Source organism: Gilliamella sp. (assembly GCF_024104075.1).
Taxonomy (GTDB): domain Bacteria; phylum Pseudomonadota; class Gammaproteobacteria; order Enterobacterales; family Orbaceae; genus Gilliamella; species Gilliamella bombi.
In genome coordinates, this window is sequence record NZ_JAGGHR010000003.1 from 37333 (window position 1) to 59747 (window position 22415).

Annotated in this window: 22 protein-coding genes and 1 pseudogene; 8 read left to right on the forward strand and 15 right to left on the reverse strand. The window is 35.2% G+C overall.

Annotation, left to right across the window (positions count from 1 at the left end; all coding sequences use genetic code 11):
* Positions 1-51 precede the first annotated feature (51 nt).
* The 5 genes from rraA to J6569_RS01705 form a co-directional block, all read right to left on the reverse strand.
* On the reverse strand, positions 52-543 hold the full coding sequence (gene rraA, locus J6569_RS01685) for a ribonuclease E activity regulator RraA (protein ID WP_296317327.1): 492 nt from the start codon (positions 541-543) through the stop codon (positions 52-54).
* An 89-nt stretch (positions 544-632) separates the two neighbouring features.
* Positions 633-1535 carry a 1,4-dihydroxy-2-naphthoate polyprenyltransferase gene (locus tag J6569_RS01690; RefSeq protein ID WP_065590595.1) on the reverse strand — a complete coding sequence of 301 codons (903 nt, stop codon included), beginning with the start codon at positions 1533-1535 and terminating at the stop codon, positions 633-635.
* A 140-nt stretch (positions 1536-1675) separates the two neighbouring features.
* Positions 1676-2836 carry an ABC transporter permease gene (locus J6569_RS01695; protein WP_085163709.1) on the reverse strand — a complete coding sequence of 387 codons (1161 nt, stop codon included), beginning with the start codon at positions 2834-2836 and terminating at the stop codon, positions 1676-1678.
* Positions 2837-2853: 17 nt separating this feature from the next.
* Complete coding sequence (locus tag J6569_RS01700; RefSeq protein ID WP_296317330.1) at positions 2854-3975, reverse strand: ABC transporter permease; 1122 nt, start codon at positions 3973-3975, stop codon at positions 2854-2856.
* Positions 3975-4946: an HlyD family secretion protein gene (locus J6569_RS01705; protein ID WP_296317332.1), complete on the reverse strand. Its 972-nt coding sequence runs from the start codon at positions 4944-4946 to the stop codon at positions 3975-3977. Before J6569_RS01705 ends, J6569_RS01700 begins: the two co-directional genes overlap by 1 nt.
* A gap of 337 nt (positions 4947-5283) precedes the next feature.
* Between J6569_RS01705 and J6569_RS01710 the strand changes: the two genes are divergently transcribed.
* The 5 genes and pseudogenes from J6569_RS01710 (at position 5284) to J6569_RS01730 (ending at position 8836) form a co-directional block, all read left to right on the forward strand.
* Positions 5284-6573 (forward strand): NAD(P)/FAD-dependent oxidoreductase, encoded by a 1290-nt coding sequence (locus J6569_RS01710; RefSeq protein WP_065590593.1) that lies wholly within the window; start codon positions 5284-5286, stop codon positions 6571-6573.
* Positions 6574-7044: 471 nt separating this feature from the next.
* Positions 7045-7390 (forward strand): annotated as a pseudogene (locus J6569_RS11210) (transposase); the annotation flags it as partial.
* A 161-nt stretch (positions 7391-7551) separates the two neighbouring features.
* Positions 7552-7893 carry a hypothetical protein gene (locus tag J6569_RS01720; protein ID WP_174799221.1) on the forward strand — a complete coding sequence of 114 codons (342 nt, stop codon included), beginning with the start codon at positions 7552-7554 and terminating at the stop codon, positions 7891-7893.
* Positions 7894-7981: 88 nt separating this feature from the next.
* Positions 7982-8329 (forward strand): hypothetical protein, encoded by a 348-nt coding sequence (locus tag J6569_RS01725; protein WP_174799220.1) that lies wholly within the window; start codon positions 7982-7984, stop codon positions 8327-8329.
* 108 nt (positions 8330-8437) lie between these two features.
* Positions 8438-8836: a hypothetical protein gene (locus J6569_RS01730; RefSeq protein ID WP_174799219.1), complete on the forward strand. Its 399-nt coding sequence runs from the start codon at positions 8438-8440 to the stop codon at positions 8834-8836.
* Positions 8837-9004: 168 nt separating this feature from the next.
* Here the strand turns inward: J6569_RS01730 and J6569_RS01735 are convergent, their stop codons facing one another.
* The 10 genes from J6569_RS01735 to tyrA form a co-directional block, all read right to left on the reverse strand.
* Positions 9005-9430 carry a F0F1 ATP synthase subunit epsilon gene (locus J6569_RS01735; protein ID WP_034911289.1) on the reverse strand — a complete coding sequence of 142 codons (426 nt, stop codon included), beginning with the start codon at positions 9428-9430 and terminating at the stop codon, positions 9005-9007.
* Positions 9431-9471: 41 nt separating this feature from the next.
* Positions 9472-10854, reverse strand: a complete 1383-nt coding sequence (gene atpD / locus J6569_RS01740; RefSeq protein ID WP_034911215.1) for a F0F1 ATP synthase subunit beta — start codon at positions 10852-10854, stop codon at positions 9472-9474.
* A 47-nt stretch (positions 10855-10901) separates the two neighbouring features.
* Positions 10902-11771, reverse strand: a complete 870-nt coding sequence (atpG, locus tag J6569_RS01745) for a F0F1 ATP synthase subunit gamma (RefSeq protein WP_065590589.1) — start codon at positions 11769-11771, stop codon at positions 10902-10904.
* Between the two features lie 14 nt (positions 11772-11785).
* Positions 11786-13327 (reverse strand): F0F1 ATP synthase subunit alpha, encoded by a 1542-nt coding sequence (atpA, locus tag J6569_RS01750; protein WP_296317335.1) that lies wholly within the window; start codon positions 13325-13327, stop codon positions 11786-11788.
* 11 nt (positions 13328-13338) lie between these two features.
* Entirely contained in the window at positions 13339-13872 is a 534-nt protein-coding gene (gene atpH, locus J6569_RS01755) for a F0F1 ATP synthase subunit delta (protein ID WP_296317336.1), read from the reverse strand.
* A gap of 13 nt (positions 13873-13885) precedes the next feature.
* Positions 13886-14356, reverse strand: a complete 471-nt coding sequence (atpF, locus tag J6569_RS01760; RefSeq protein ID WP_034911222.1) for a F0F1 ATP synthase subunit B — start codon at positions 14354-14356, stop codon at positions 13886-13888.
* Positions 14357-14381: 25 nt separating this feature from the next.
* Positions 14382-14621 carry a F0F1 ATP synthase subunit C gene (gene atpE, locus J6569_RS01765; RefSeq protein ID WP_085163681.1) on the reverse strand — a complete coding sequence of 80 codons (240 nt, stop codon included), beginning with the start codon at positions 14619-14621 and terminating at the stop codon, positions 14382-14384.
* A gap of 24 nt (positions 14622-14645) precedes the next feature.
* Positions 14646-15428, reverse strand: a complete 783-nt coding sequence (atpB, locus tag J6569_RS01770; protein WP_085163680.1) for a F0F1 ATP synthase subunit A — start codon at positions 15426-15428, stop codon at positions 14646-14648.
* A gap of 258 nt (positions 15429-15686) precedes the next feature.
* Positions 15687-17018 (reverse strand): phosphoglucosamine mutase, encoded by a 1332-nt coding sequence (gene glmM / locus J6569_RS01775; RefSeq protein WP_174799217.1) that lies wholly within the window; start codon positions 17016-17018, stop codon positions 15687-15689.
* Positions 17019-17125: 107 nt separating this feature from the next.
* Positions 17126-18247: a bifunctional chorismate mutase/prephenate dehydrogenase gene (gene tyrA, locus J6569_RS01780; protein ID WP_174799216.1), complete on the reverse strand. Its 1122-nt coding sequence runs from the start codon at positions 18245-18247 to the stop codon at positions 17126-17128.
* A gap of 120 nt (positions 18248-18367) precedes the next feature.
* On the opposite strand from tyrA, the gene xthA reads away from it, so the two are divergent.
* The 3 genes from xthA to J6569_RS01795 all read left to right on the forward strand — a co-directional run bounded on the left by xthA (position 18368) and on the right by J6569_RS01795 (position 22356).
* The gene (gene xthA / locus J6569_RS01785) at positions 18368-19174 is read left to right on the forward strand and encodes an exodeoxyribonuclease III (RefSeq protein WP_065590585.1); all 807 of its coding nucleotides are present in this window, start codon (positions 18368-18370) and stop codon (positions 19172-19174) included.
* 51 nt (positions 19175-19225) lie between these two features.
* Complete coding sequence (gene xseA / locus J6569_RS01790) at positions 19226-20560, forward strand: exodeoxyribonuclease VII large subunit (RefSeq protein ID WP_174799215.1); 1335 nt, start codon at positions 19226-19228, stop codon at positions 20558-20560.
* 125 nt (positions 20561-20685) lie between these two features.
* Positions 20686-22356, forward strand: a complete 1671-nt coding sequence (locus J6569_RS01795; protein WP_174799214.1) for a molecular chaperone HscC — start codon at positions 20686-20688, stop codon at positions 22354-22356.
* Positions 22357-22415: the final 59 nt, after the last annotated feature.

The window sequence follows — 22415 nt, forward strand, 5'->3', positions numbered from 1 at the left end:
TACGTTTAAGTATAAAAACCGCCGATAAGTACCAGCGGTTCACACTATTTTTTATTTATCTTCAATTTCAAGAGCAATTTCAGATAAGATGATACCTGTGTTATCAGCATAGACAAAATCACCTGAGAAGAAAGTCACTCCACTAAAATTAACACGAATATCAATTTCACCAATGCCTTGATCTTCAGCACCAACAGGAATAGCTGCTAGAGCTTGAATGCCAATGTCGGCTTCAGCTAGATAATCAACTTGGCGAACAGCACCATAAACAATTATTCCTTCCCATTGATTTTGAACAGCAATATCTACTAGCTCTGCATCAATTAGCGCTCGACGAACAGAGCCACCCCCATCAATAACAAGGATTTTTCCTGAGCCGTCTGATTGCAAAATTTCGTATAGTAAGCCGTTATCTTCAAAACATTTAACTGTTACAGCTTGACCTGAAAACGATGCTACGCCACCAAAATTACTAAATATTGGTTCAACTACGTTAACATCTTCTGGGTAATAATCGCAAAGAATTGAAGTATCAAACTCCATTATCAAGTCTCCTTTTGCTGTGATATATAAGTTTATTTAGTATAACGCTAATGCCAAGTAAAATGATATTAAAATTAAATAAACGTGAACTAGCTCAAAATAATCCCCAAACAATAAAGTAAATTAGTCAATAAAGCAAGTTTGACCATCTGTAATAATAAAGGTACCCCTTCTTTGTGCGTATTAAATTGAAAAACCATATAAATATGCTTAATAAATAACGGTAATGTTAATATAAACAAACCGCTCCAGATTGTTTGTAATTTATTGTATGCAAATAAACTTAGCGAACAAAATGCTATGAGTAATAGCAATAAATGATAATATCGCCCCATACATTTACCAATCATTACCACTAAAGTACGCTTATTACTTTTTCGATCTAGTTCTATATCACGAAGGTTATTGATATTAAGCACTGCAACGGATAACAAACCACAGCCTAAAGAAGGTAAAATAATGGATAAAGAGAATACCTTAGTTTGCAAGTAGAAACTACCCATGACACCAATCAAACCAAAAAAAGTAAGTACTGATAGATCGCCAAATCCAATATAGCCGTAAGGTTTTTTACCTATGGTATAAGTTATTGCGGCAACAATAGATAATAATCCTAATAATATAAAAATAAATAATTCATAAATATTATTACAAGCAAATATAAGCAAAATCAGCCCAAATAAAATACATAAAAAAATATTAATCCATAGCGCTATTTTTAGCTGCTTAAGTGTAATTAAGCCTAATTGTATACCTCGATTATGGGCAGTAAGATTGTTTTGATCGCTACCTTTAATTTCATCTCCGTAATCATTGGCTAGATTAGAAAGAATTTGTAACAATGATGCTGTAATTAATGAAAACAGTAGTATCCAAAAACTAAATTGATGTTGCCAATAAGCTAGTGCATTACCTACTAATATCGCAGAAAGAGAAAGAGGTATGGTTTTTAACCGTAAACTAATAATCCATGGGTAAAATTTATTGTACATTCAAAGCGTTATTATTTTTAGTGAAAACTATAAATCATAATAACAGGAATACTGAATTAATTCACTGTGTTAGTAATAAAAAGCTCCTTCAGTAAAACTCAGATTATTTTCCGTATATGCACTTTACCCATATTTATCATTTAGCTACGCATTTTTGAATATCGAAACGTTTTCATTTTTCTAAATATACTTCTAACTTTTCCTTCTCGTAAGGCTGATATGAAAATACCTAACGAGCTATATATTACTCCTAGTAAAAGTATCATAAATATATTTAGCCAGTTATCTGATAAGCTTAACCCCATTTGATTCACTCCTGCAATCATATTGGTTGCCCAAGTTGAAGGTAGAGAATAAGAAACACATTGCACCCATAATGGCATTGCATCAATAGGCCAAATGGTTCCTGAAAGATAGAAAACAGGTGTGGTTAAAAATGCTAATGTAAGATATATCATCTCAGTACGGCGTAAACATTCTGTTAGTAATTTGCTCAAACCTAGCGCACCAAGCAATAATGGAAATGTCATGATTAATATTTCGGGAATGCTAGCTAATTGCCGATAACCAAGTATCCAAGGCCATAAACCAAATAATACAATAGATAAAAATAACCAAATAGGTAATAACCCACATAAACTGCCAAAGACAACAATTTTAGGCGGTTTGCCTTGGGGTAGCGAATTTAGGGTGATATTAGTACGAGTTGAAGCAATTAAAAAAGAGTGTTGTAACAACATGACTAACAAACCTGGAAAGGTAATGGCGGCAAAACTGATGCCTGCATTATAAAGTGGTTCGGTTTGACCTTTTATAGGTGATAAAATAATATTGATCTGTTTATCTGAAAATCCGTTATTACGCATTATTTTAGTATTATATTCAGTCAATATCTGCTGATATATCCCTTTTATATCAACTTGTATTAAACCATTAGCTAAACGACTTGAAGCATCACCATATGCAGGAATTGTAACTTCTTCACCATTTATTAGACGCTTTTCAAAATCTCTTGGAATTGTGATCACAGCAAAAAGTTTACGATTATTGATATCATCATAAGCCTGAAGAGAGCTTTCATAAATAATTGTATCAATTTTTGAACTTGTTTCTAATGAGCGAATTAAACCACGGCTTGTTGGAGTATGATCTTGATCAACAATTGCTATCGGTAAATTAGTGATAGTTCCATTAATATAAACAAGGCTCATTAATGATACTGACAATAGTAACAATAACCACATTGGTCGTCCTAACAGATAAAAGAATATTTTTATAAATGAAGACCAAAATATTTTAATCATCTAAATTTATCCTCTTACTGTGAATGTAAACGCCTTACTAGACGCTTTCTGACTAACACGGTAATAATAATTGGATAGATCATTAAAATTCCGCATGTTTTTAACACCGACAAATAACTAGAGTGACGCAAAAACAGATCGAACAGCTTATTTAGTGCATAAGTTAATGGTTCAAGTGAAGAGATAAATCTAGCAATCCATGGCATGGATAGTTCAGGTACAACAACACCAGAATAAGTTAATGCAAGTCCAACTAAAATACCTATATAAGTATAGGCATCAATAGGAGTTTTAGTAAAAGTGTATAGCAAAATACCAATGCTTTGTGCTGCAATAACATAGAAAAATACCACTATCATCATGGCAAACGGAGAACCTGATACACGCGCATTAGAAAACAAAACGAGCATGGCAATTTCAAAAATAAGCAGCATAGTAAACCAAATTGTATAAGGTGCTAATTTCCCTAAAACAAAAGGGTAGCTAGGACGAGTTCGCTTTGGCAACTGTGCTAAAATGTGAATTGTTGTGGTTACAACAAATAGCTGCAATAAATGCACTACTGCGGAAAATTGTTGGAAGTACATTGAGTTACCACTAGCATTAAATAAACCATCATAATTAAAGTTAACTTTTGCCAATGGGGGAACTGGCATGCCAATACTAGTAGCCATGGTGGTTCGATATTGGGTATTGATTGTTGCTATCAACCCAGAATAATCCATGATCGAATATAATCCAGCACTATAATATAACGCATTATAGTAAAGCATTGGTGTAGGTTGGCGACCTGATAATACATCCGCTTCAAAATTAGGTGGAATATAAAGTAGCGCATAAATTTTTGCTTTTTGCAGATCACGCTCAGCATCAAAAAGTTGGCTATCATAATTGATAAGATCTGCATGTGCTGCAGCATTAAGATTACGCACGAGTTCGCGTGATAAAGTACTCTTATCTTGATCAAGATAACCTACTGGTAAATCATATAATACACCTCGATAAAAAATACTACTAATTAACACAAAGATAATTAGTGGCATAATCCACATTAGCCAGTGAAAGGTAAATCGCCTAAAAATTTGTGGTATTTCGGCGTTAAACGCCTCTTTAAAACGATGCCAGAAATCTAACATTATTTGTCTAGCTTCCATAATGTGCTCATACCTGCACGTAAACCTTCAACAGGTGCAATAGGATAGAGTCTGACTTCAAAGGTTTTTAAATCAAAATCTCCTGTTGCTCTTGTTGCACGTTTAGTTGCATAATCGCCCATTGGTGCTATATAACGGATTTCAGCTTCAATCTCTTTGTGATTGAGTGCAGGTACTTCAAGTATAATATGATCGCCTTTGCGAATATTAGACATAATATCTTCACGCAAGTTAAATACAAAATAAGCTTGAGGTAGTTGAATCACTGTTAACAATGGACTGTTAGCGTTAAACAATTCGCCGAATTCAGCAGGAATAGAACCAATTTCACCTGCTACTTGCGCTTTAACTTGTAAATCATCATATTGTATTTGTAGCTGTTTAAGTTGCTCTCCAGCTTCTTCCAATTTGGCAGCATAAATTTCACGTTGCTCAATGCGATCTCCATTTTTAGCTTGGTCTAAATTAGCTTGTGCTGATTGAACTTGTTGAAAAGCTGAGTCACGTGTTTTTAAAGCATTATCTAAGATAGATTGAGAAACATAACCTTTGGCCGAAATAGCTTTGTTACGCTCATATTCTTTGGAAGCATTATCATATGTTACCTTTGCTTGCTCAAGAATTGCTTCATAATAACGAATGCTTTCTTCACGAGTTCCATGCTCCGAAAGTGCTAATTGAGCTTTTGCTTGGTCTCGCGCTGCTTCAGCCGCTTTGACTTGAGCTAAAAGCTCAGGGCTATCGAGAGTAATAAGAATATCACCAGGTTTAACGTCATCACCTCGATGAACATGAATAAATTGCACTCTACCTTTGGCTTTAGAAGCAACGCTAACATTCGGTGCATCAACTTCTCCTTGTAGGATAAACTGACTATTGTGTGAGCGAATTAAAATCGTCATTGATATTAAAATAACGATTAACGCAATAATAGTAAAAACTTTTTTGTTCATAAAATTTTGTATAGAGTGGTATTAAAGAGATAAGAAATAGAGAATTAAAATTATTATATACTTTGTAAAATAAGCATATGTAAAATTTACTCTCTCCCATTATACGAAAATTGCTTTATTTACACAAAGCATATCAATTTAATTTAAAAATGAATTAATATCAATACTAAGTTATTATAGTGGTAACTGATTTTTTATATCTACTTAAAATAAATTTTATTAATTATAAAATGATACTTTAATAGGTTTTATTTATAAGTGATATTAGTCAAATAAAATAGATAAAAACCTACTTATTTAGTAAACTATTAAAAAATAAAAATTTAAGGTATTTAATATGGTTAAAATAATTATTATTGGTGGTGGCGCAGGAGGATTAGAATTAGCAACTGATCTCGGCGATAAATTAGGGAAAAGTAATCAAGCCGAGGTTACACTAATAGATAAAAATACTTATCATATTTGGAAACCTTTATTACATGAAGTTGCTACTGGTATTCTAAATGAGCAAGCTGATAAAATTGATTATGCTGAACAAGGACAACAACACCATTTTCAATTTATTCAAGGCACCTTTACTAATCTTAATCGTGAAGAAAAGCATGTTATTATTGAGAATTCAAATAGTGAATCTATTTCTGTACCATATGATACATTAGTTGTGGCAATAGGAAGTACTTCAAACGATTTTGGCACACCTGGAGTTAAAGAACATTGTATCTTTTTAGATGACCAAAACGCTGCAATTCGTCTACGTGAAACACTGATTACAAAATTTGCTAGTTTTTGTTCAATTATTGATGAACATGAAACGACGACTGAAGATAAAATTCGTATTGCTATTGTTGGTGGTGGCGCAACAGGTGTTGAATTAGCTTCTGAGTTACCTCATATGGTTGAAACATTTGGCAACTGTGGTCGTAATAAAATGTGTTCTGATTTGCTTGATGTATCTATTATTGAAGCAACTGACCGTATTTTACCTGCTTTACCTGAAAAAACGGCATTAAATATTACCGATACCCTTCAAAAACGTGGTATTCATGTATTAACAAAAACCATGATAACCAAGGCGGAAAGTAACGGCTTTTATCCAAAGGAAGGCGATATTATTAGCGCAGATATTATGATTTGGACTGCAGGTGTAAAAGCGCCAGACTATTTAAAAGATATTGCTGGTTTAGAATCAAGCCGTTCGAATCAACTGGTAGTTAAACCAACATTACAAACAACGCGCGATGATAATATTTTTGTTATTGGTGATTGTGCTTATGCTATGCAAAACAGCGGCCGAGCCTCACCTGCTACAGCACAAGCCGCACATCAAATGGCAAAAATATGTTATGAAAATATCATTAACATGTTAAATAATAAACCCATGAAATCATTTAATTATGTTGATAATGGAACGATTATTTCTCTCCATGATACAGCACAAGGTGTAGTTAAAATTGCTGGTAAACGCGAAATGAATGTTAAAGGTTTTTTTGCTTTAACTATTCATCGTTTGTTATACCGTATGCATCAAGCAAGCTTATTAGGTATTTTCAAAACAATTCGATTTGTTAAGGCTAGTAAAGAGATGTATAAAAATAAATTTGCTTCTATTTTTACTCATCAAGACTAGTTTCCCATTTAGATAGCTACTTACAAATACTATTTTATAAGTAGCTATTTTATAATTTATAACATTATTTACAGGTAAGGGGAATTTAATACGTTTTATTATATTATTTATGCTGTCTGTCTCTAGTTAGCTTTTTAGTATTGCTAGTTATAAACCTCAAGATAGTGATTTTATTTTTCCATCCACACAATCAACAAAGTCTGGCTGTTGAACAAGCAACAAACTCTCCATACATTCATATGGTAATTATTTTTAATACAAATGGTAAGCCATATATTTTTGAAACGGCTAATAAAGTAATTTATACACCACTAACTAGTTGGGTTTCACGTGGTAAAATAAAAAATTACGTTATCACACGATTAAAAAATCACAATTTATCTAGGATGTATTTATCTTTGATGGCAGTTTTTAAATGACATAGTGAACGTTATAATAATTTTGCCAAAAATAACCATAACTTAGTTCATTATACCGTTAACAATGTTAACAGATAAGCAGTGGGAAGGAAACGCGACTGAAAATAATGAAAAGTACGAATCGAGTTTATAATAAAACAGAATATAGGGTGACATTTGAGGAAATACTGTTCCAAATAAGAACAGGTATTTCTTGGCGAGATTTGCCGACTACATTTAGTGAATGAAATACAGTTTATAGATGTTTTAATTTATGGTTTAGAAAAAAGTATATTAATGTATATTATCAAATAATTATTAAGTATAGCTGATTTCGAATGGATTTTCCTCGATGGTCTATTGTGCAAGCACATCAACATAGCTCAGGTGCAATAACTCAACATTTAGAACAAATAGGAATTATGCCAGCATGTTATCGCTGGTATTTATACTTTTGTGGCTACCAATGTATTGTTGATTAATATATAAACACAAAAGATCAGCAGTCTATAATTACAACTTAATTTTTACATGGTACACTTTGTGGCGTCATCTACAAGAAATCAATTTAGGTAATAATATGAAAAAAATAACTATACTGATATTGTTAATGTCATGGCCACTAGTATCTTTAGCCAAAGGACCTAATTGTTATACTTGGCCTATGAACATGACCATGGTTTGGATGAAAAATGAAAAGATAGTAGATATCCAAGACTTGGATGAATCAAAAACCAAAATAATGCAATTGGCCTCAGAGAAAATAAAAAAAGATTTATATACGCAAATTTATCACTTTATTTTTTATGATAAGAATGGTAATAGTTACGAAGTTATTACAAAAAGCCAAGCATCATACGAAGAATGTTCAATGAGTGATGTGAATAAATATCTAATATCCAAAAGCCAAGTTCATCAATAGGTTATCTAATAATAGGTAAGTAAACTCGGTATTTTAGACTATTTTTAGTCAACGATATAGGTAAAAAAGAATAATTTAAGGTAATTATATGAAAAAGCTTTCTTTATTAATATTGTTAATATTATGTCCAATTCTATCCTTTGCTAAAGGGCCAGATTGCCATAATCACGCTCTGAATAAGGCTAAAGAGTGGTTGCAAAGTAGTAATATAGTGGAGATTGAAAACTTGAATCAATCAAAATTGAGAATAACACTTTTAGCATCTGAACAGAAAAGTAAGGGTTTATATACACAAATTTACCACTTTGTTTTGTATGATAATCAAAATAAATCTTACGAAGTCATCACAAAAAATGAAGATTCTGATAAAGAATGCTCAATAGGTAACGTTGATAGTTATTTAGTAGCAAAACGCCAGGTTGATTATTTTGATTAATTAGTGAAATTACTAAAGATTTCAGACGTGTTTAACCAAACTATATTATTGCTTTATCAATTATTTAGCTAAATGAATACGGCAAGACAAAAAATTAAAGGTTGTAAAATGAAAAAAAATTTCTTAATTATTGGGCTAATAATGTGGCCTATAATCTCTTTTGCTAAAACACCTAATTGTGCAAATGCTTTCATGAATAATGCGGCTTGGTGGATGCAATATGATGGAGGAATCGTTGAGATGGCTGATTTAGATCCATCAAAAACAACAGTAACATTATTGGCATCAGAAAAAAAGAAAAATACAAATAATATGATAAAGAAAAAATATGTATATACTCAAATTTATCGCTTCGTTTTTTATGATGATAGTGGCAATAGCTATCAAGTTATAACAAAAGGTGATGCGGTAGAAATTAACGAAAATGATATTACTGAATTTTGTTCAGCAGGATTGAGCGACGTTTATTTTGTATCGAAAAATAATTTAAGTGTAGATAGTAAATAATTCGATTGATTAACTAATCTTTTTTAGCTTTAATTTGGATATAGAATGGGTACAACTCACAGGTTAAATGTTGGAAAGCCCTTTAGCAATCAACTTATCGGAAAGTTAAAAAAGGCTACTTGTAATACCAAATAGCCTTTTGTGTATGATAAAACATCAAAAAGCAAACTATTGACCCATGCGGCGAGTCAATTCGATAACGCGAATTTTTGCCAAAGCTTTTGATAATTCAGCAGATGCTTGTGCAAATGACATATCATCGCTTGGGTGATTAATATGTTCTTGTGCTTGTCTTACTGCTTCTTGTGCTCTTGCTTCATCTAAATCTTCACCACGAATTGCAGTATCTGCCAAGATAGTTACGATGTTAGGTTGTACTTCTAAGATGCCACCAGATAGATAAATAAACTCTTCTTCACCATCCGCTTTCACAATGCCGACCATGCCTGGTTTTATGGTTGTGAGTAAAGGGGTATGGCCAGGATAAATCCCAAGTTCACCTTCCTTACCTGTGACTCTGATTCGCTGAACATCACCCGAAAACAGGTGAGATTCAGCACTAACAACTTCTAATTGATAGGAAGTTAGTGCCATAATACGATCTCCATTAATACGATCTTCGTTCAATGAATCTCTTAGAGAGATTTTGCCTTCTCAATCGCTTCATCAATTGAACCAACCATATAGAATGCTTGTTCAGGAATATGGTCATAATCACCATTCATGATTCCTTTAAATGCACTGATCGTATCTTTTAAAGGTACATATTTTCCTGGTGAACCAGTAAATACTTCTGCAACAAAGAATGGTTGAGATAAGAAGCGCTGAATTTTACGTGCACGAGCAACGATCAATTTATCATCTTCAGATAACTCATCCATACCAAGAATAGCAATAATATCTTTTAATTCTTGATAACGTTGTAGAATTGATTGAACACCACGGGCACAATCATAGTGCTCTTGACCAACAACTAAAGGATCTAATTGACGACTAGTTGAATCTAATGGATCCACTGCCGGATAGATACCTAAAGAAGCAATTTGTCGACTTAATACGATTGTCGCATCTAAGTGAGCAAAGGTTGTTGCTGGTGATGGGTCAGTCAAGTCATCTGCTGGCACATACACCGCTTGGATTGAAGTAATCGAACCGGTCTTAGTTGAAGTAATACGTTCTTGTAGTAACCCCATTTCTTCAGCTAATGTTGGTTGATAACCTACTGCCGATGGCATACGACCTAATAACGCAGATACTTCAGTACCAGCTAATGTATAGCGATAAATATTATCGATGAATAATAAAACATCTTTACCTTCGTCACGGAATTTTTCAGCCATAGTTAAACCAGTTAACGCAACACGTAAACGGTTTCCTGGTGGCTCATTCATTTGGCCGTAAACTAATGATACTTTATCAAGTACGTTTGATTCTTTCATTTCGTGGTAAAAGTCATTACCTTCACGAGTACGTTCTCCCACACCAGTAAACACTGAGTATCCTGAGTGTTCAATAGCGATATTACGGATCAACTCCATCATGTTAACGGTTTTACCTACACCAGCACCACCAAACAGACCAACTTTACCACCTTTAGCAAATGGACAAATTAAGTCGATAACTTTAATACCTGTTTCAAGTAGTTCGGTTGAGTTTGCAAGTTCTTCATAGGTTGGGGCTGCACGGTGAATCGCCCAACGTTCTTCTTCTCCAATAGGACCTGCTTTATCAACAGGATCACCAAGTACGTTCATAATACGACCTAGTGTTTTTGTACCAACAGGTACTTCAATGCCGTGACCAGTGTTTACTACGTCAAGTCCACGTCTTAAACCATCAGATGAACCCATTGCGATACAACATACAACGCCACCACCTAATTGTTGCTGAACTTCCAGAACTAATTTTTCAGTGCCTGTTTCCACTTCTAATGCATCATATACCTTTGGTACTGCATCTTCTGGGAATTCGACATCAACCACCGCACCGATGATCTGGACAATCTTTCCAGTAGCCATTTTTAATCCTCTACGTCTTTTTCTTAACTATAAGCCAATATTTAGCACTAACCTGAAACAGCGGCTGCACCGGATACAATATCAATTAATTCATTAGTAATAGCACCTTGACGTGCCTTGTTATACACAATTTGTAATTCATTAATTAGGTTTGCACCGTTATCCGTTGCCGCTTTCATGGCCACCATTCTTGCTGCTTGTTCACTCGCTAAATTATCAACCACTGCTTGATAGACTTGTGATTCAATATAGCGACGTAAAATCACGTCTAATAGTGATTTAGCATCAGGCTCATAAATATAATCCCATGATGAAGCTTTGAGTTTTTTATCTTCTGATGGTGGTAAAGGTAATAATTGCTGAATTGTCGGCTTTTGTGACATCGTATTAATAAATTTGTTTGTGACAATATATAATCTATCAATTTTACCGTTGTCATATGCCTCAAGCATTGTTTTTACCGGCCCAATTAAATCGGATAAATTTGGTTCATCGCCCAAATTAGTAGCTTGAGTTAAGATGTTCGCTTTCACTGACGAGAAAAACGAAACACCACGCGAACCAATTAAAGCAACATCAGCTTCAACACCTTTTTCCTGCCATGCTGACATATCAGCAATGACAGTTTTAAAAAGATTGATATTTAAACCACCACATAAACCACGATCGGTTGAAATGATAAGATAGCCAACTCGCTTTACATCTCTTTCTTCTAAATAAGGATGTTTGGCGCCTATCTGAGCTAACGCTAAATGTCCAATTACTTCACGAATCATTTCGGCATATGGTCGACTAGCAGCCATTCTATCTTGCGTCTTACGCATTTTAGAATTGGCAACCATTTCCATCGCTTTAGTGATTTTTTGCGTACTTTGGATACTGGCAATTTTTGTTCTAATCTCTTTTGCATTAGCCATTTTTTACCTCACCCTTACCATGTTTGAGTTGATTTAAAGCTTTCAAGTAATTCTTTTAGCTTAGCTTCAATCTCATCATTGTAATTACCTGTTCCATCAATTGATTTAACAAAATCGGCATATTGACTATGGGCATAAGCAAGTAGTGCTGTTTCAAATGGTAATACTTTAGCTAATTCTACATCTTCAAGATAACCACGTTCAGCGGCGTAAAGTACTATTGATTGTTCAGCAACAGTCATTGGCGAGTATTGCTTTTGTTTTAACAATTCTGTTACTTTTTCACCGTGACTTAATTGGTTTCTTGTTGCTTCATCTAAGTCTGATGCAAATTGAGAGAACGCAGCTAATTCACGATACTGTGCAAGCGCAGTACGAATACCACCTGATAATTTTTTCATTATCTTAGTTTGTGCAGCACCACCCACACGTGAAACCGAAATACCAGGGTTAACCGCAGGGCGGATACCTGAGTTAAATAGGCTAGTTTCAAGGAAAATCTGACCATCAGTAATCGAAATTACGTTAGTTGGTACGAATGCTGAAACGTCACCAGCCTGAGTTTCAATAATTGGTAATGCTGTTAATGAGCCTGTTTTTCCTTTAACTTCGCCTTTAGTGTACTCTTCAACATAGGCTTCGTTGACTCGCGCTGCGCGTTCAAGTAAGCGAGAATGAAGATAAAATACATCACCAGGATAAGCTTCACGTCCAGGCGGACGACGAAGTAATAGCGAAATTTGACGGTAAGCAACAGCTTGTTTAGATAAATCATCATAAACAATTAATGCATCTTGACCACGATCGCGGAAGTATTCACCCATTGCACAACCAGCATATGGCGCTAAGTATTGTAACGCAGCTGATTCAGACGCTGATGCTACAACCACAATTGTGTTTTTAAGTGCACCATGCTCCTCAAGTTTACGTACAACATTGGCAATAGTTGATTGTTTTTGACCAATGGCAACATAAATACATTTTACACCAGAGTCGCGTTGGTTGATGATTGCATCGACAGCAAGTGCTGTTTTACCTGTTTGACGGTCACCGATGATAAGTTCACGTTGACCTCGTCCAATTGGAATCATTGAGTCAACGGCTTTATAACCAGTTTGTAATGCTTGGTCAACGGATTTACGATCGATAACACCGGGTGCAACTACTTCTACTGGTGAAAAACCGTCATGTTGAAGTGAGCCTTTACCATCAATTGGTTCACCTAGTGTGTTAATAACGCGGCCTAATAAACCTTCACCAACTGGTACTTGCAAAATACGGCCAGTACATTGTACTTTCATACCTTCAGACAAGTCTTCGTATGGCCCCATGACTACCGCACCGACGGAGTCTCTTTCAAGGTTTAATGCCATTGCATATCGGCCACCTGGTAATGCAATCATTTCGCCTTGCATTACATCAGTTAATCCGTGGATTCGAAGGATACCATCACTTACAGATATGATAGTTCCTTCATTGTGAGCATCACTCACAATATTGAACTGAGCTATCCGCTCTTTAATTAGTTCACTTATTTCAGTTGAATTTAGCTGCATTGTCAGTCCCCTTAAGACTGTAGAGCGTTATTTAAACGATTTAAACGCCCTCTGATACTACTATCAATAACCATATCGCCCGTACGAATAATAAAACCAGAAATGAGCGATTTATCTATATGACATTTTAGTTTTACTTTTCGTGATAAACGTTTTTCGACAGCGACAGAAATTTTATTAAGTTGCTCATTAGTTAGTTCACTGGCAGAAATTACATCAACATCTGCTTGTGATTCTCTATCTAAACAATATTGTTCAAACAAGATTAACACTTCAGGAAGAAGTGATAATCGTTTGTTTTCAGCCATAATCTTAATAAAATTAGTACTAAACTCATCTAACACATCTTTACAAATGTTGATGAGTAAATTAGCCACCGAATCAGTTTTCATATCAGATGTTAAGACACTTCTTATTTTAGTATCTTTACTCACTTCAGATGTTAGCACTAACATTTTATGCCATGATTCGATGCTGTTATTTTCTACCGCAAATTCGAAAACGGCTTTAGCATAAGGGCGAGCAATCGTAATTAAGTCAGCCATTGCTCTATTCTCCTTATAGTTCAGCTACGAGTTTATCAATGATGTCGCTATTTGCGGCTTCATTAACAGAACGTTCAATAATTTTTTCTGCACCAGCAATAGCGAGTGTAGCGACTTGTTGTTTAAGCTCTTCTCTTGCTCGTTTGCGTTCAGCTTCTACTTCGGCAAGTCCTTGAGCAACAATTCGTTCTTTTTCGCGAGAAGCTTCTTGTTTTGCTTCTTCAAGAATGATTGCTTTGCGTTTATTCGCTTGCTCAATAATTGCATTAGCCTCAACCTTAGCCTGTTGCATTATGTCAGATGTATTCGCTTTGGCTAATTCCAAATCTTTTTTTGCTGTTTCTGCTGAAGCAAGTCCTTCGGCTATCTCTTTTTGGCGTTTTTCAATCGCGCCAATAACAGGAGGCCAAACAAACTTCATACAGAACCAAACAAACAATACAAATGTAATTGCTTGGCCGAGGAGAGTTGCGTTCATATTCATGACACGATTCCCCCTTAAATTTTTATTAACCTGCAACCACGAAGATAACGTAAAGTGCAATACCTACACAGATCATTGGGATTGCATCAACTAGACCCATAACGATAAAGAATTGAGTACGTAACATAGGCATTAATTCCGGTTGACGAGCAGCACTTTCTAAAAATTTACCGCCTAATAAACCAACACCAACTGCACCACCAATTGCAGCTAATCCCATCATAATGCCTGCGGCTACAAATAACATTTCCATTATATACTCCAGTTTATTAACAAAAAAATATTAAAATTAATGATCTTCCGTTGCCGACGCCATAGCTAAATAGACGATCGTCAACACCATAAAAATAAAAGCTTGTAACGTAATTATTAAAATATGAAAAATGGCCCATGGTAACGATAATACCCACTGTGACCACCAAGGTAATAATCCAGCAATTAAGATGAAAATAAGCTCACCTGCATACATATTTCCGAAAAGTCGAAGCCCTAAAGAAACAGGCTTTGCTAATAGGCTAACTAATTCAAGTACTAAATTAATAGGTGCAAACGCCCAGTGATTAAATGGATGCAAGGTATATTCTTTAACAAACCCTGAAATCCCTTTGTACTTGATCGAGTAAATGATGATAAGTGCAAACACACCTAAGGACATCGACATAGTAATGCTTACATCTGCGGTTGGTACAACTCTCAAGTGTGACAGACCTAGGTACTGACCTGCATAAGGTAGAAAATCAACAGGGATAAGATCCATTAAATTCATCAAGAAAACCCAAATAAACACAGTTAATGCTAACGGCGCAATGAGTTTATTTTGACCAGTAAACATGTCCTTAACAGTATTATTGACAAATTCGAAGATCATTTCTACTGCACATTGCAGTTTACTTGGGACACCACTGGTGGCTTTTCTTGCTACACGATGGAATATCCACAAAAAAATAACACCAAGTAAGATCGAAAAGAACAATGAGTCAAGATTTAAGGTCCAAAAACCAGAACCTACTTGCAAGTTCTCAAGATGATGCTTGATATAAGCTTGTGGTGAAGCTGGAGAGGAAACCGACATATAACCCTCTTAACCTATTTTTAAAAAATAAAAAATATTGCTCATGTTTTCAGTTGAAAGATATAAGCAATTGCTGTAATAATCTGAAGTTACTATTTTAAACCTAATTGCCTATAACAAGTCAACCTTTGATTAACAAAATTAAAATTTTAGACACTTTTTACTAATTTTACGTAAATGCACGCAACTTCTTTTACTATTCTAACTTCAATATAGCTCAATTAATGGCTTAATTAATGGGCATGATTGGGGGTATTTTTAGGCTTTAACTGCTGTAGCGATAGTTTCTGCCAACTTTTGCACTTCGTTTTCATTGCTTCCTTCTACCATAACACGAATTAGCGGTTCGGTTCCTGATTTACGGATCAAAACTCGACCATTATGACCAAGCTGTTTTTCTGCATGTTTAATTGCCGCTTTTACTTCATCACTATTTAAGGGGTCGTTTTCACCTGAAAACCGAACATTAATTAATACTTGTGGTAACATTGTCATACCACTGCACAAGTCAGCCAATGACATATCATTACGAATCATTGCTGCTAATACTTGTAAGCCAGCAATAATACCATCACCAGTGGTGGTTTTATCTAATAATAAAACATGTCCCGAATTTTCGGCACCTAAGCGCCAATTTTTTTCGATTAGTTTTTCAAGTACATAACGATCACCAACTTTAGCACGAGCAAATGGGATACCGAGATTTTTAAGGGCAATTTCAAGCCCCATATTGCTCATTAATGTACCGACAACGCCACCTTTTAGTTGACCTTGTCTTAATGCTTCACGGGCAATGATATAGATAATTAAATCGCCGTCAATTTTTCGACCTTCGTGATCAACCATGATAATGCGGTCACCATCGCCATCTAAGGCAAAACCTAAATTGGCTTTTTCATCAATAACTCGTTTAGCAAGCGCTTTTATGTCAGTTGCGCCACAGTTTTCATTGATGTTAACACCATCTGGCTCACAACCAATTTTTATTACTTGTGCTCCTAGTTCTCGTAATACTTTTGGTGCTATGTGATAGGTGGCACCATTAGCGCAATCGACAACAATTTTTAATCCAGACAAACTTAAATCATGGTCAAATGTGCTTTTACAAAATTCAATATAACGCCCTGCAGCGTCGGTAATACGGCTAGCTCGACCAAGTTGTTTGGATTCAACGCAATCGATCTCTTTTTCAAGTTCGGCTTCAATTTCTAGTTCGATTGTATCATCAAGCTTTTTCCCTTCGGTTGAAAAGAATTTAATACCATTGTCATAAAAAGGATTGTGCGAGGCAGAAATGACAACGCCGGCATCAGCACGAAAAGTGCGGGTTAAATAGGCAATTGCCGGGGTTGGCATTGGTCCTGTAAACGCAGCGGCAACACCAGCAGAAGCAAATCCCGCTTCTAGTGCTGATTCAAGCATGTAGCCTGAAATGCGGGTATCTTTACCGATTAATACTTTTTTAACGCCATCTTTGGCTAGCACTCGCCCAGCAGCCCAGCCTAATTTAAGCGCAAAATCTGGTGTAATAGGATACTGGCCAACTTTACCGCGAATCCCATCTGTACCAAAATATTTTCGATTAGACATGATATTCCCTCACACTAACATTTATTATTTCTAACAACTATCTTTTGATAAAAAGTATATTTTAATTTGTGAAAAACTTTCAGGAAAGTATACTTTTTAATATAAAACTACTCTCGATTATCATTGGCAAATTTTAATAATCCTTGGCTCTCTTTAATAAAACGTTCGGCATAACTACCAAACCATTGAGTTACTTCGTTAAAACTTTTAATAAATTTAGTTTTGTCACGTAGTTCAATAAGTTTGACCATTTGCCCAAAGCGTTCATAGTAGCGTTTGATTAATTCAATATTATCATCTGACGCCATGATGATATCGGCATAAAGCTCAGGATCTTGAGCAAATAATCGCCCAACCATCATCAATTCAAGGCGATAAATTGGTGAAGAAAGTGCGATCAATTGCTCTAAATCGGCCTGTTCTCGTTGCAAATTGACACCATATGAGAACGAAGTGAAATGGCGTAATGCTTGGATGAATGACATGCATTTGTCATGCTCCTTGGCATTAATCGCACATAAATTGGCACCCCAAATACGCATTTGTTCAATTAGCCATTGGTATTTATCTGGATATCGCCCTTCACAATAAACAATAATTTGTTTGGCTAAATTTGGTACATCTGGACCAAACATTGGGTGTAAACCGACTACAGGCCCTTGATGTTTATCAAGCATTGCCTGGAGAGGCTTGGCTTTTATGGATGTAAAATCCGTTAAAATACAATCTTTGGGTAATGGTGGTAGTTGTTTAATGACTTCACAGGTTTTGTTAATAGGTACTGTCACGATAACAGCCACTGCATCAGTAACCACTTCGGCTGCTTGATGCATAGTTTTGGAGCCTAATGTTTTAACCTGATAGCCAGATAGGGTAAATAAACGAGCAAACAATCGTCCCATTTGCCCATTACCACCAACAATCACTATTGATCCTTGACCACTATAGACTTTTTTAAAACCTTTATCATTTTCGCTAATATAAGACTCACGCATTAAACGACGTAAAATATCTTCTATTAAATTGGGGGATATACCTACTTTTTCAGCTTCATGTCGCCTTTTAGCTAACATATCCGCTTCACGATTGGGATCATAAATCGGAATGCCATGTTTGCTTTTTACTTCGCCAACTTCGGCAACTAATGCTAATCGCTTTGTAATTAAAGATAAAATGGATTTATCAACTTCATCGATTTTATCGCGCAAGGCAAGTAATTCCGTAGACATATTTAGTGATTCCCTTTATCACAAATGGTGGTTTTTATTGTAATAGCTTAACAGTATAACGTATTTTTGTTACGATGCGTATTTAGTTTATAACATGGAATTAAATATAATAAATTTATTATGAAAGTTATCTCGTTTAATATTAATAGCCTTCGCGCTCGAATTCATCAATTATCAGCAATTATTGAGACACACCAACCAGATATTATTGGTTTACAAGAAACTAAAGTTCATAACGATCAGTTTCCCATTGATGAATTAGCACAGTTTGGTTATCACTTACATTATCACGGACAAAAAGGGCATTATGGAGTAGCGTTGTTAACCAAGCAACAACCTTTGTCTGTGCAATGTGGCTTTCCAAACGATAGTGATGATGCTCAATGTCGTTTGATCATAATTGAGTTACCTACTAGTCAAGGTAATTTAACAATAATTAATGGTTATTTTCCTCAAGGTGAAAGTTTACATCATGAAATTAAATACCCTGCTAAACGTAAATTTTATAATGATTTAATACAGTATTTACAAGATCGTCAATTAAATAATCAACTAACTTTAGTCATGGGCGATATGAATATTTGCCCAACCGATTTAGATATAGGCATTTCCGAAGATAGCCGTAAACGATGGCTTCGTACAGGAAAATGTTCATTTTTACCGGAAGAACGAAAATGGATAAACAACTTAATGTCTCTCGGTTTTATTGATACTTACCGCAATGCTCACCCAACTGAACTTGAGTATTCTTGGTTTGATTATCGTACTAAAGGTTTTGAAACCCATAATGGGTTAAGAATTGATTTAATATTAGCTAGTCAAAAAATGATGACTTATTGTAAACAAACGGGTATTGATTATGATATTCGTGCAATGATAAAACCATCTGATCATGCACCAATTTGGGCTCAATTTGATTTAGTATAAACCTTTATAGTTATAATATAGTTGTAATACAGTTGTAATAAGGACAATAGCATGCAAAGCAATTCGATTTTATCAGTGAAAGATCTTAATCAAATGGTTAAAGAATTGCTTTGTGATGCTATTGGCCAGATCTGGTTAATAGGTGAAATATCAAACTTTTCACGTCCATCATCAGGTCATTGGTATTTTTCGTTAAAAGACGATAGTGCACAAGTACGCTGTGCTATGTTTCGCAACAGCAATTTTCGTGCAGGTTTTATCCCACAAAATGGGCAACAAGTTTTAGTCAGGGCCACAGTAACACTATATGAGGCACGTGGCGAATACCAACTGGTTATTGATAAAATCCAAGCAGCAGGTACGGGATTATTACAGCAAAAGTTTGAGCAACTAAAACAAAAGCTGTCTGAGGAAGGTTTATTTGATTCTACCAATAAACAGCCATTACCAGAAAACATTCGCATAGTTGGAATTATCACTTCATCAACGGGTGCGGCATTGCATGATATTTGTCAGATATTAAAACGCCGAGATCCAAGTTTGCATTTAATTATTTACCCAACGCAAGTTCAGGGCAATGAAGCGGCAGGGCAAATCGCTAACATGATTCACATTGCCAACATTCGTCAAGAATGTGATATATTAATTGTTGGACGAGGTGGTGGCTCGCTTGAAGACTTATGGTCATTTAATGAAGAAGTGGTAGCCAGAGCTATTTTTGCTAGTCAAATACCGATTGTGAGTGCGGTTGGGCATGAGATTGATTTTACGATTGCCGATTTTGTGGCTGATGTTAGAGCGGCAACCCCATCTGCAGCAGCCGAGCTTGTTAGTCGAGACAGTTTACAACAAGTAAAACGTTTGCAAGTTCAACAGCAGCATTTAACCATGGCAATGGATTATTATTTAATGCAATGCCGAGAAAAACTCAATAAATGGCGACACCAATTACAGACTCAACATCCACAAACAAAGCTAGAAAAACAATTAAATCAACTTTTAGCTTATCGCCATTCATTATCTGAAAATATTCAGCAATATTTTCTCAGACTATCAAATCGTCATAATTCACTCGATAAAAGACTATTACGAGTATCTCCACAAAATAATATTACCTATTTAGGGCAACTTACTTGGCAAAAACAGCAACAATTAATTAATTTAATTAAACAAAAGTTAATAAAATCACAACATCAATTTGTTTTACAAACCTCTCAACTTAACAACGTTAGTCCGCTAGCTACTCTCGAACGAGGTTATTCAGTTACCACCGACCAAAACAACACAGTGGTTCGTCGCTCTGAACAAGTCACGGTGGGTGACATTATCGTAACAAAGCTGAAAAAAGGTAAACTTGTTAGCCAAATTACAAAAATTAACGAATAAAATAATTATATTTAAAGATAATAGATAAACCTATTTTACTAATCTTTAGTATCATTTTTGCAATTCTGGTGATCGCTAGTATATAATCTAAACAATAGGAAATTATTATATTATTTAGAGAGTTTATGCATTATCCAATCGGTATTGATTTAGGCACTACAAACAGTTTAATTTGTGTTTGGCAAGATGGTAAAACTGTCCTCATTCCTAACTCAATTGGTGAAGTTGTTACACCATCTGTAGTTAGTGTTGATGAAGACGATTCTATTTTAGTCGGACATGCGGCATTGTCTCGTTTAACCACTCATCCAAATCGCAGTGCAGCAGCATTTAAACGCTTTTTAGGTTCAAATAAAGTTTTCGAATTAGGTGACAAAAAATTTACGCCAACTGAACTTTCAGCCATAATTTTAAAATCATTGAAAGCAGATGCAGAGGCTTTTTTAAACCAAGAAGTTCGTGATGTTGTCATTTCTGTTCCTGCTTATTTTAATGATGAACAACGCAAGCAAACTCGCTTTGCTGCCGAGTTAGCTGGGTTAAATGCTGTACGCTTAATCAATGAACCAACAGCAGCCGCTATGGCATACGGATTACATGAAGATCAATCGGGTAATACTTTAGTATTTGATTTAGGTGGTGGTACGTTTGATGTAACAGTGCTTGAATATTCAATGCCCATTATTGAAGTGCATGCTTCTGCTGGTGATAACTATTTAGGTGGTGAAGATTTTACCCAAGAGCTTGTTAAAGTTTGCTTAAGTGAATGGAATCTTAAACAACAAGATATTCCGACCGATGATTATGCTCGCCTGTTAGATTTAGCCGAACAACTAAAATGTAAATTAAATGTTGAAGAATCACATACTTTAACTTGGTTTTGGCAAGATAAGCAGTGGCAATTTACCTTAAACGAAAGCCGAGCTAAAACACTATGGTTACCACTACTTAATCGACTAAGAGCACCAATAGAACAAGCATTAAGTGATGCCCGATTAAAACCTAATCAACTTGAACATATCGTATTAGTCGGCGGTTCATCTCAATTAGGTGTGGTACGAGAACTGGTTACTAAATTATTTGGTAAATTACCCTATCGCCACATAAATCCGACAACGATCGTTGCACAAGGTGCCGCAGTTCAAGCAGCTTGTCGATTGCGAAATGCTGATGTTGAAGAAGTCATTCTTACTGATGTGTGCCCTTATACACTAGGGATTGAAAGTTGTTCAAATAATGTTAGTGGATTATTTTCACCCATTATTGAACGTAATACCATTGTACCAACTTCGAAAGTAAAAACATTTTACACAACGCACCCTCAGCAAAAAGCGATATGTATTTCGGTTTATCAAGGTGAAAATCCACGCGTTGAAAATAATGTTTTAATTGATGAGTTTGAAGTGCCTCTAACGCCAATGGAAAGAACCCAAGGAATTGATGTCCGCTTTAGTTATGATCTAAATGGCTTATTAGAAGTTGATGTGGTTTTGCTTGAAACAGGTAAGCAACATGGCAAAGTAATTGATCATAGTCCAATTGGATTAACAGACAAACAAAAACAAGACAGTCATGATCGCTTGAAAGCACTTAAAATTCACCCTCGCGACGAAATGCCGAATCGTACTTTATTAGCAAGGCTAGAACGTGCATGGGCACAATCATTGGGTGATGAACGACTATTAATTGGATCATATATCGAAGTTTTTATGGAAGTACTAAATAGACAAAATTCTGAAGAAATTAACGAAATTCGTTGTGAAATTGAGTTAAACTTAAAAGATCTTAATCGATAAAAGATCTAATTTTTAAAAATATCCTCTCCCCTTCCTTTAGCCAAGTATAGCCTAGATAA

Coding starts and splice junctions, on each gene's coding strand:
- rraA (WP_296317327.1), bottom strand. CDS start 543: ATGGAGTTTGATACTTCAATTCTTTGCGATTATTACCCAGAAGATGTT.
- J6569_RS01690 (WP_065590595.1), bottom strand. CDS start 1,535: ATGTACAATAAATTTTACCCATGGATTATTAGTTTACGGTTAAAAACC.
- J6569_RS01700 (WP_296317330.1), bottom strand. CDS start 3,975: ATGTTAGATTTCTGGCATCGTTTTAAAGAGGCGTTTAACGCCGAAATA.
- J6569_RS01705 (WP_296317332.1), bottom strand. CDS start 4,946: ATGAACAAAAAAGTTTTTACTATTATTGCGTTAATCGTTATTTTAATA.
- J6569_RS01710 (WP_065590593.1), top strand. CDS start 5,284: ATGGTTAAAATAATTATTATTGGTGGTGGCGCAGGAGGATTAGAATTA.
- J6569_RS01720 (WP_174799221.1), top strand. CDS start 7,552: ATGAAAAAAATAACTATACTGATATTGTTAATGTCATGGCCACTAGTA.
- J6569_RS01725 (WP_174799220.1), top strand. CDS start 7,982: ATGAAAAAGCTTTCTTTATTAATATTGTTAATATTATGTCCAATTCTA.
- J6569_RS01730 (WP_174799219.1), top strand. CDS start 8,438: ATGAAAAAAAATTTCTTAATTATTGGGCTAATAATGTGGCCTATAATC.
- J6569_RS01735 (WP_034911289.1), bottom strand. CDS start 9,430: ATGGCACTAACTTCCTATCAATTAGAAGTTGTTAGTGCTGAATCTCAC.
- atpD (WP_034911215.1), bottom strand. CDS start 10,854: ATGGCTACTGGAAAGATTGTCCAGATCATCGGTGCGGTGGTTGATGTC.
- atpG (WP_065590589.1), bottom strand. CDS start 11,771: ATGGCTAATGCAAAAGAGATTAGAACAAAAATTGCCAGTATCCAAAGT.
- atpA (WP_296317335.1), bottom strand. CDS start 13,327: ATGCAGCTAAATTCAACTGAAATAAGTGAACTAATTAAAGAGCGGATA.
- atpH (WP_296317336.1), bottom strand. CDS start 13,872: ATGGCTGACTTAATTACGATTGCTCGCCCTTATGCTAAAGCCGTTTTC.
- atpF (WP_034911222.1), bottom strand. CDS start 14,356: ATGAATATGAACGCAACTCTCCTCGGCCAAGCAATTACATTTGTATTG.
- atpB (WP_085163680.1), bottom strand. CDS start 15,428: ATGTCGGTTTCCTCTCCAGCTTCACCACAAGCTTATATCAAGCATCAT.
- glmM (WP_174799217.1), bottom strand. CDS start 17,018: ATGTCTAATCGAAAATATTTTGGTACAGATGGGATTCGCGGTAAAGTT.
- tyrA (WP_174799216.1), bottom strand. CDS start 18,247: ATGTCTACGGAATTACTTGCCTTGCGCGATAAAATCGATGAAGTTGAT.
- xthA (WP_065590585.1), top strand. CDS start 18,368: ATGAAAGTTATCTCGTTTAATATTAATAGCCTTCGCGCTCGAATTCAT.
- xseA (WP_174799215.1), top strand. CDS start 19,226: ATGCAAAGCAATTCGATTTTATCAGTGAAAGATCTTAATCAAATGGTT.
- J6569_RS01795 (WP_174799214.1), top strand. CDS start 20,686: ATGCATTATCCAATCGGTATTGATTTAGGCACTACAAACAGTTTAATT.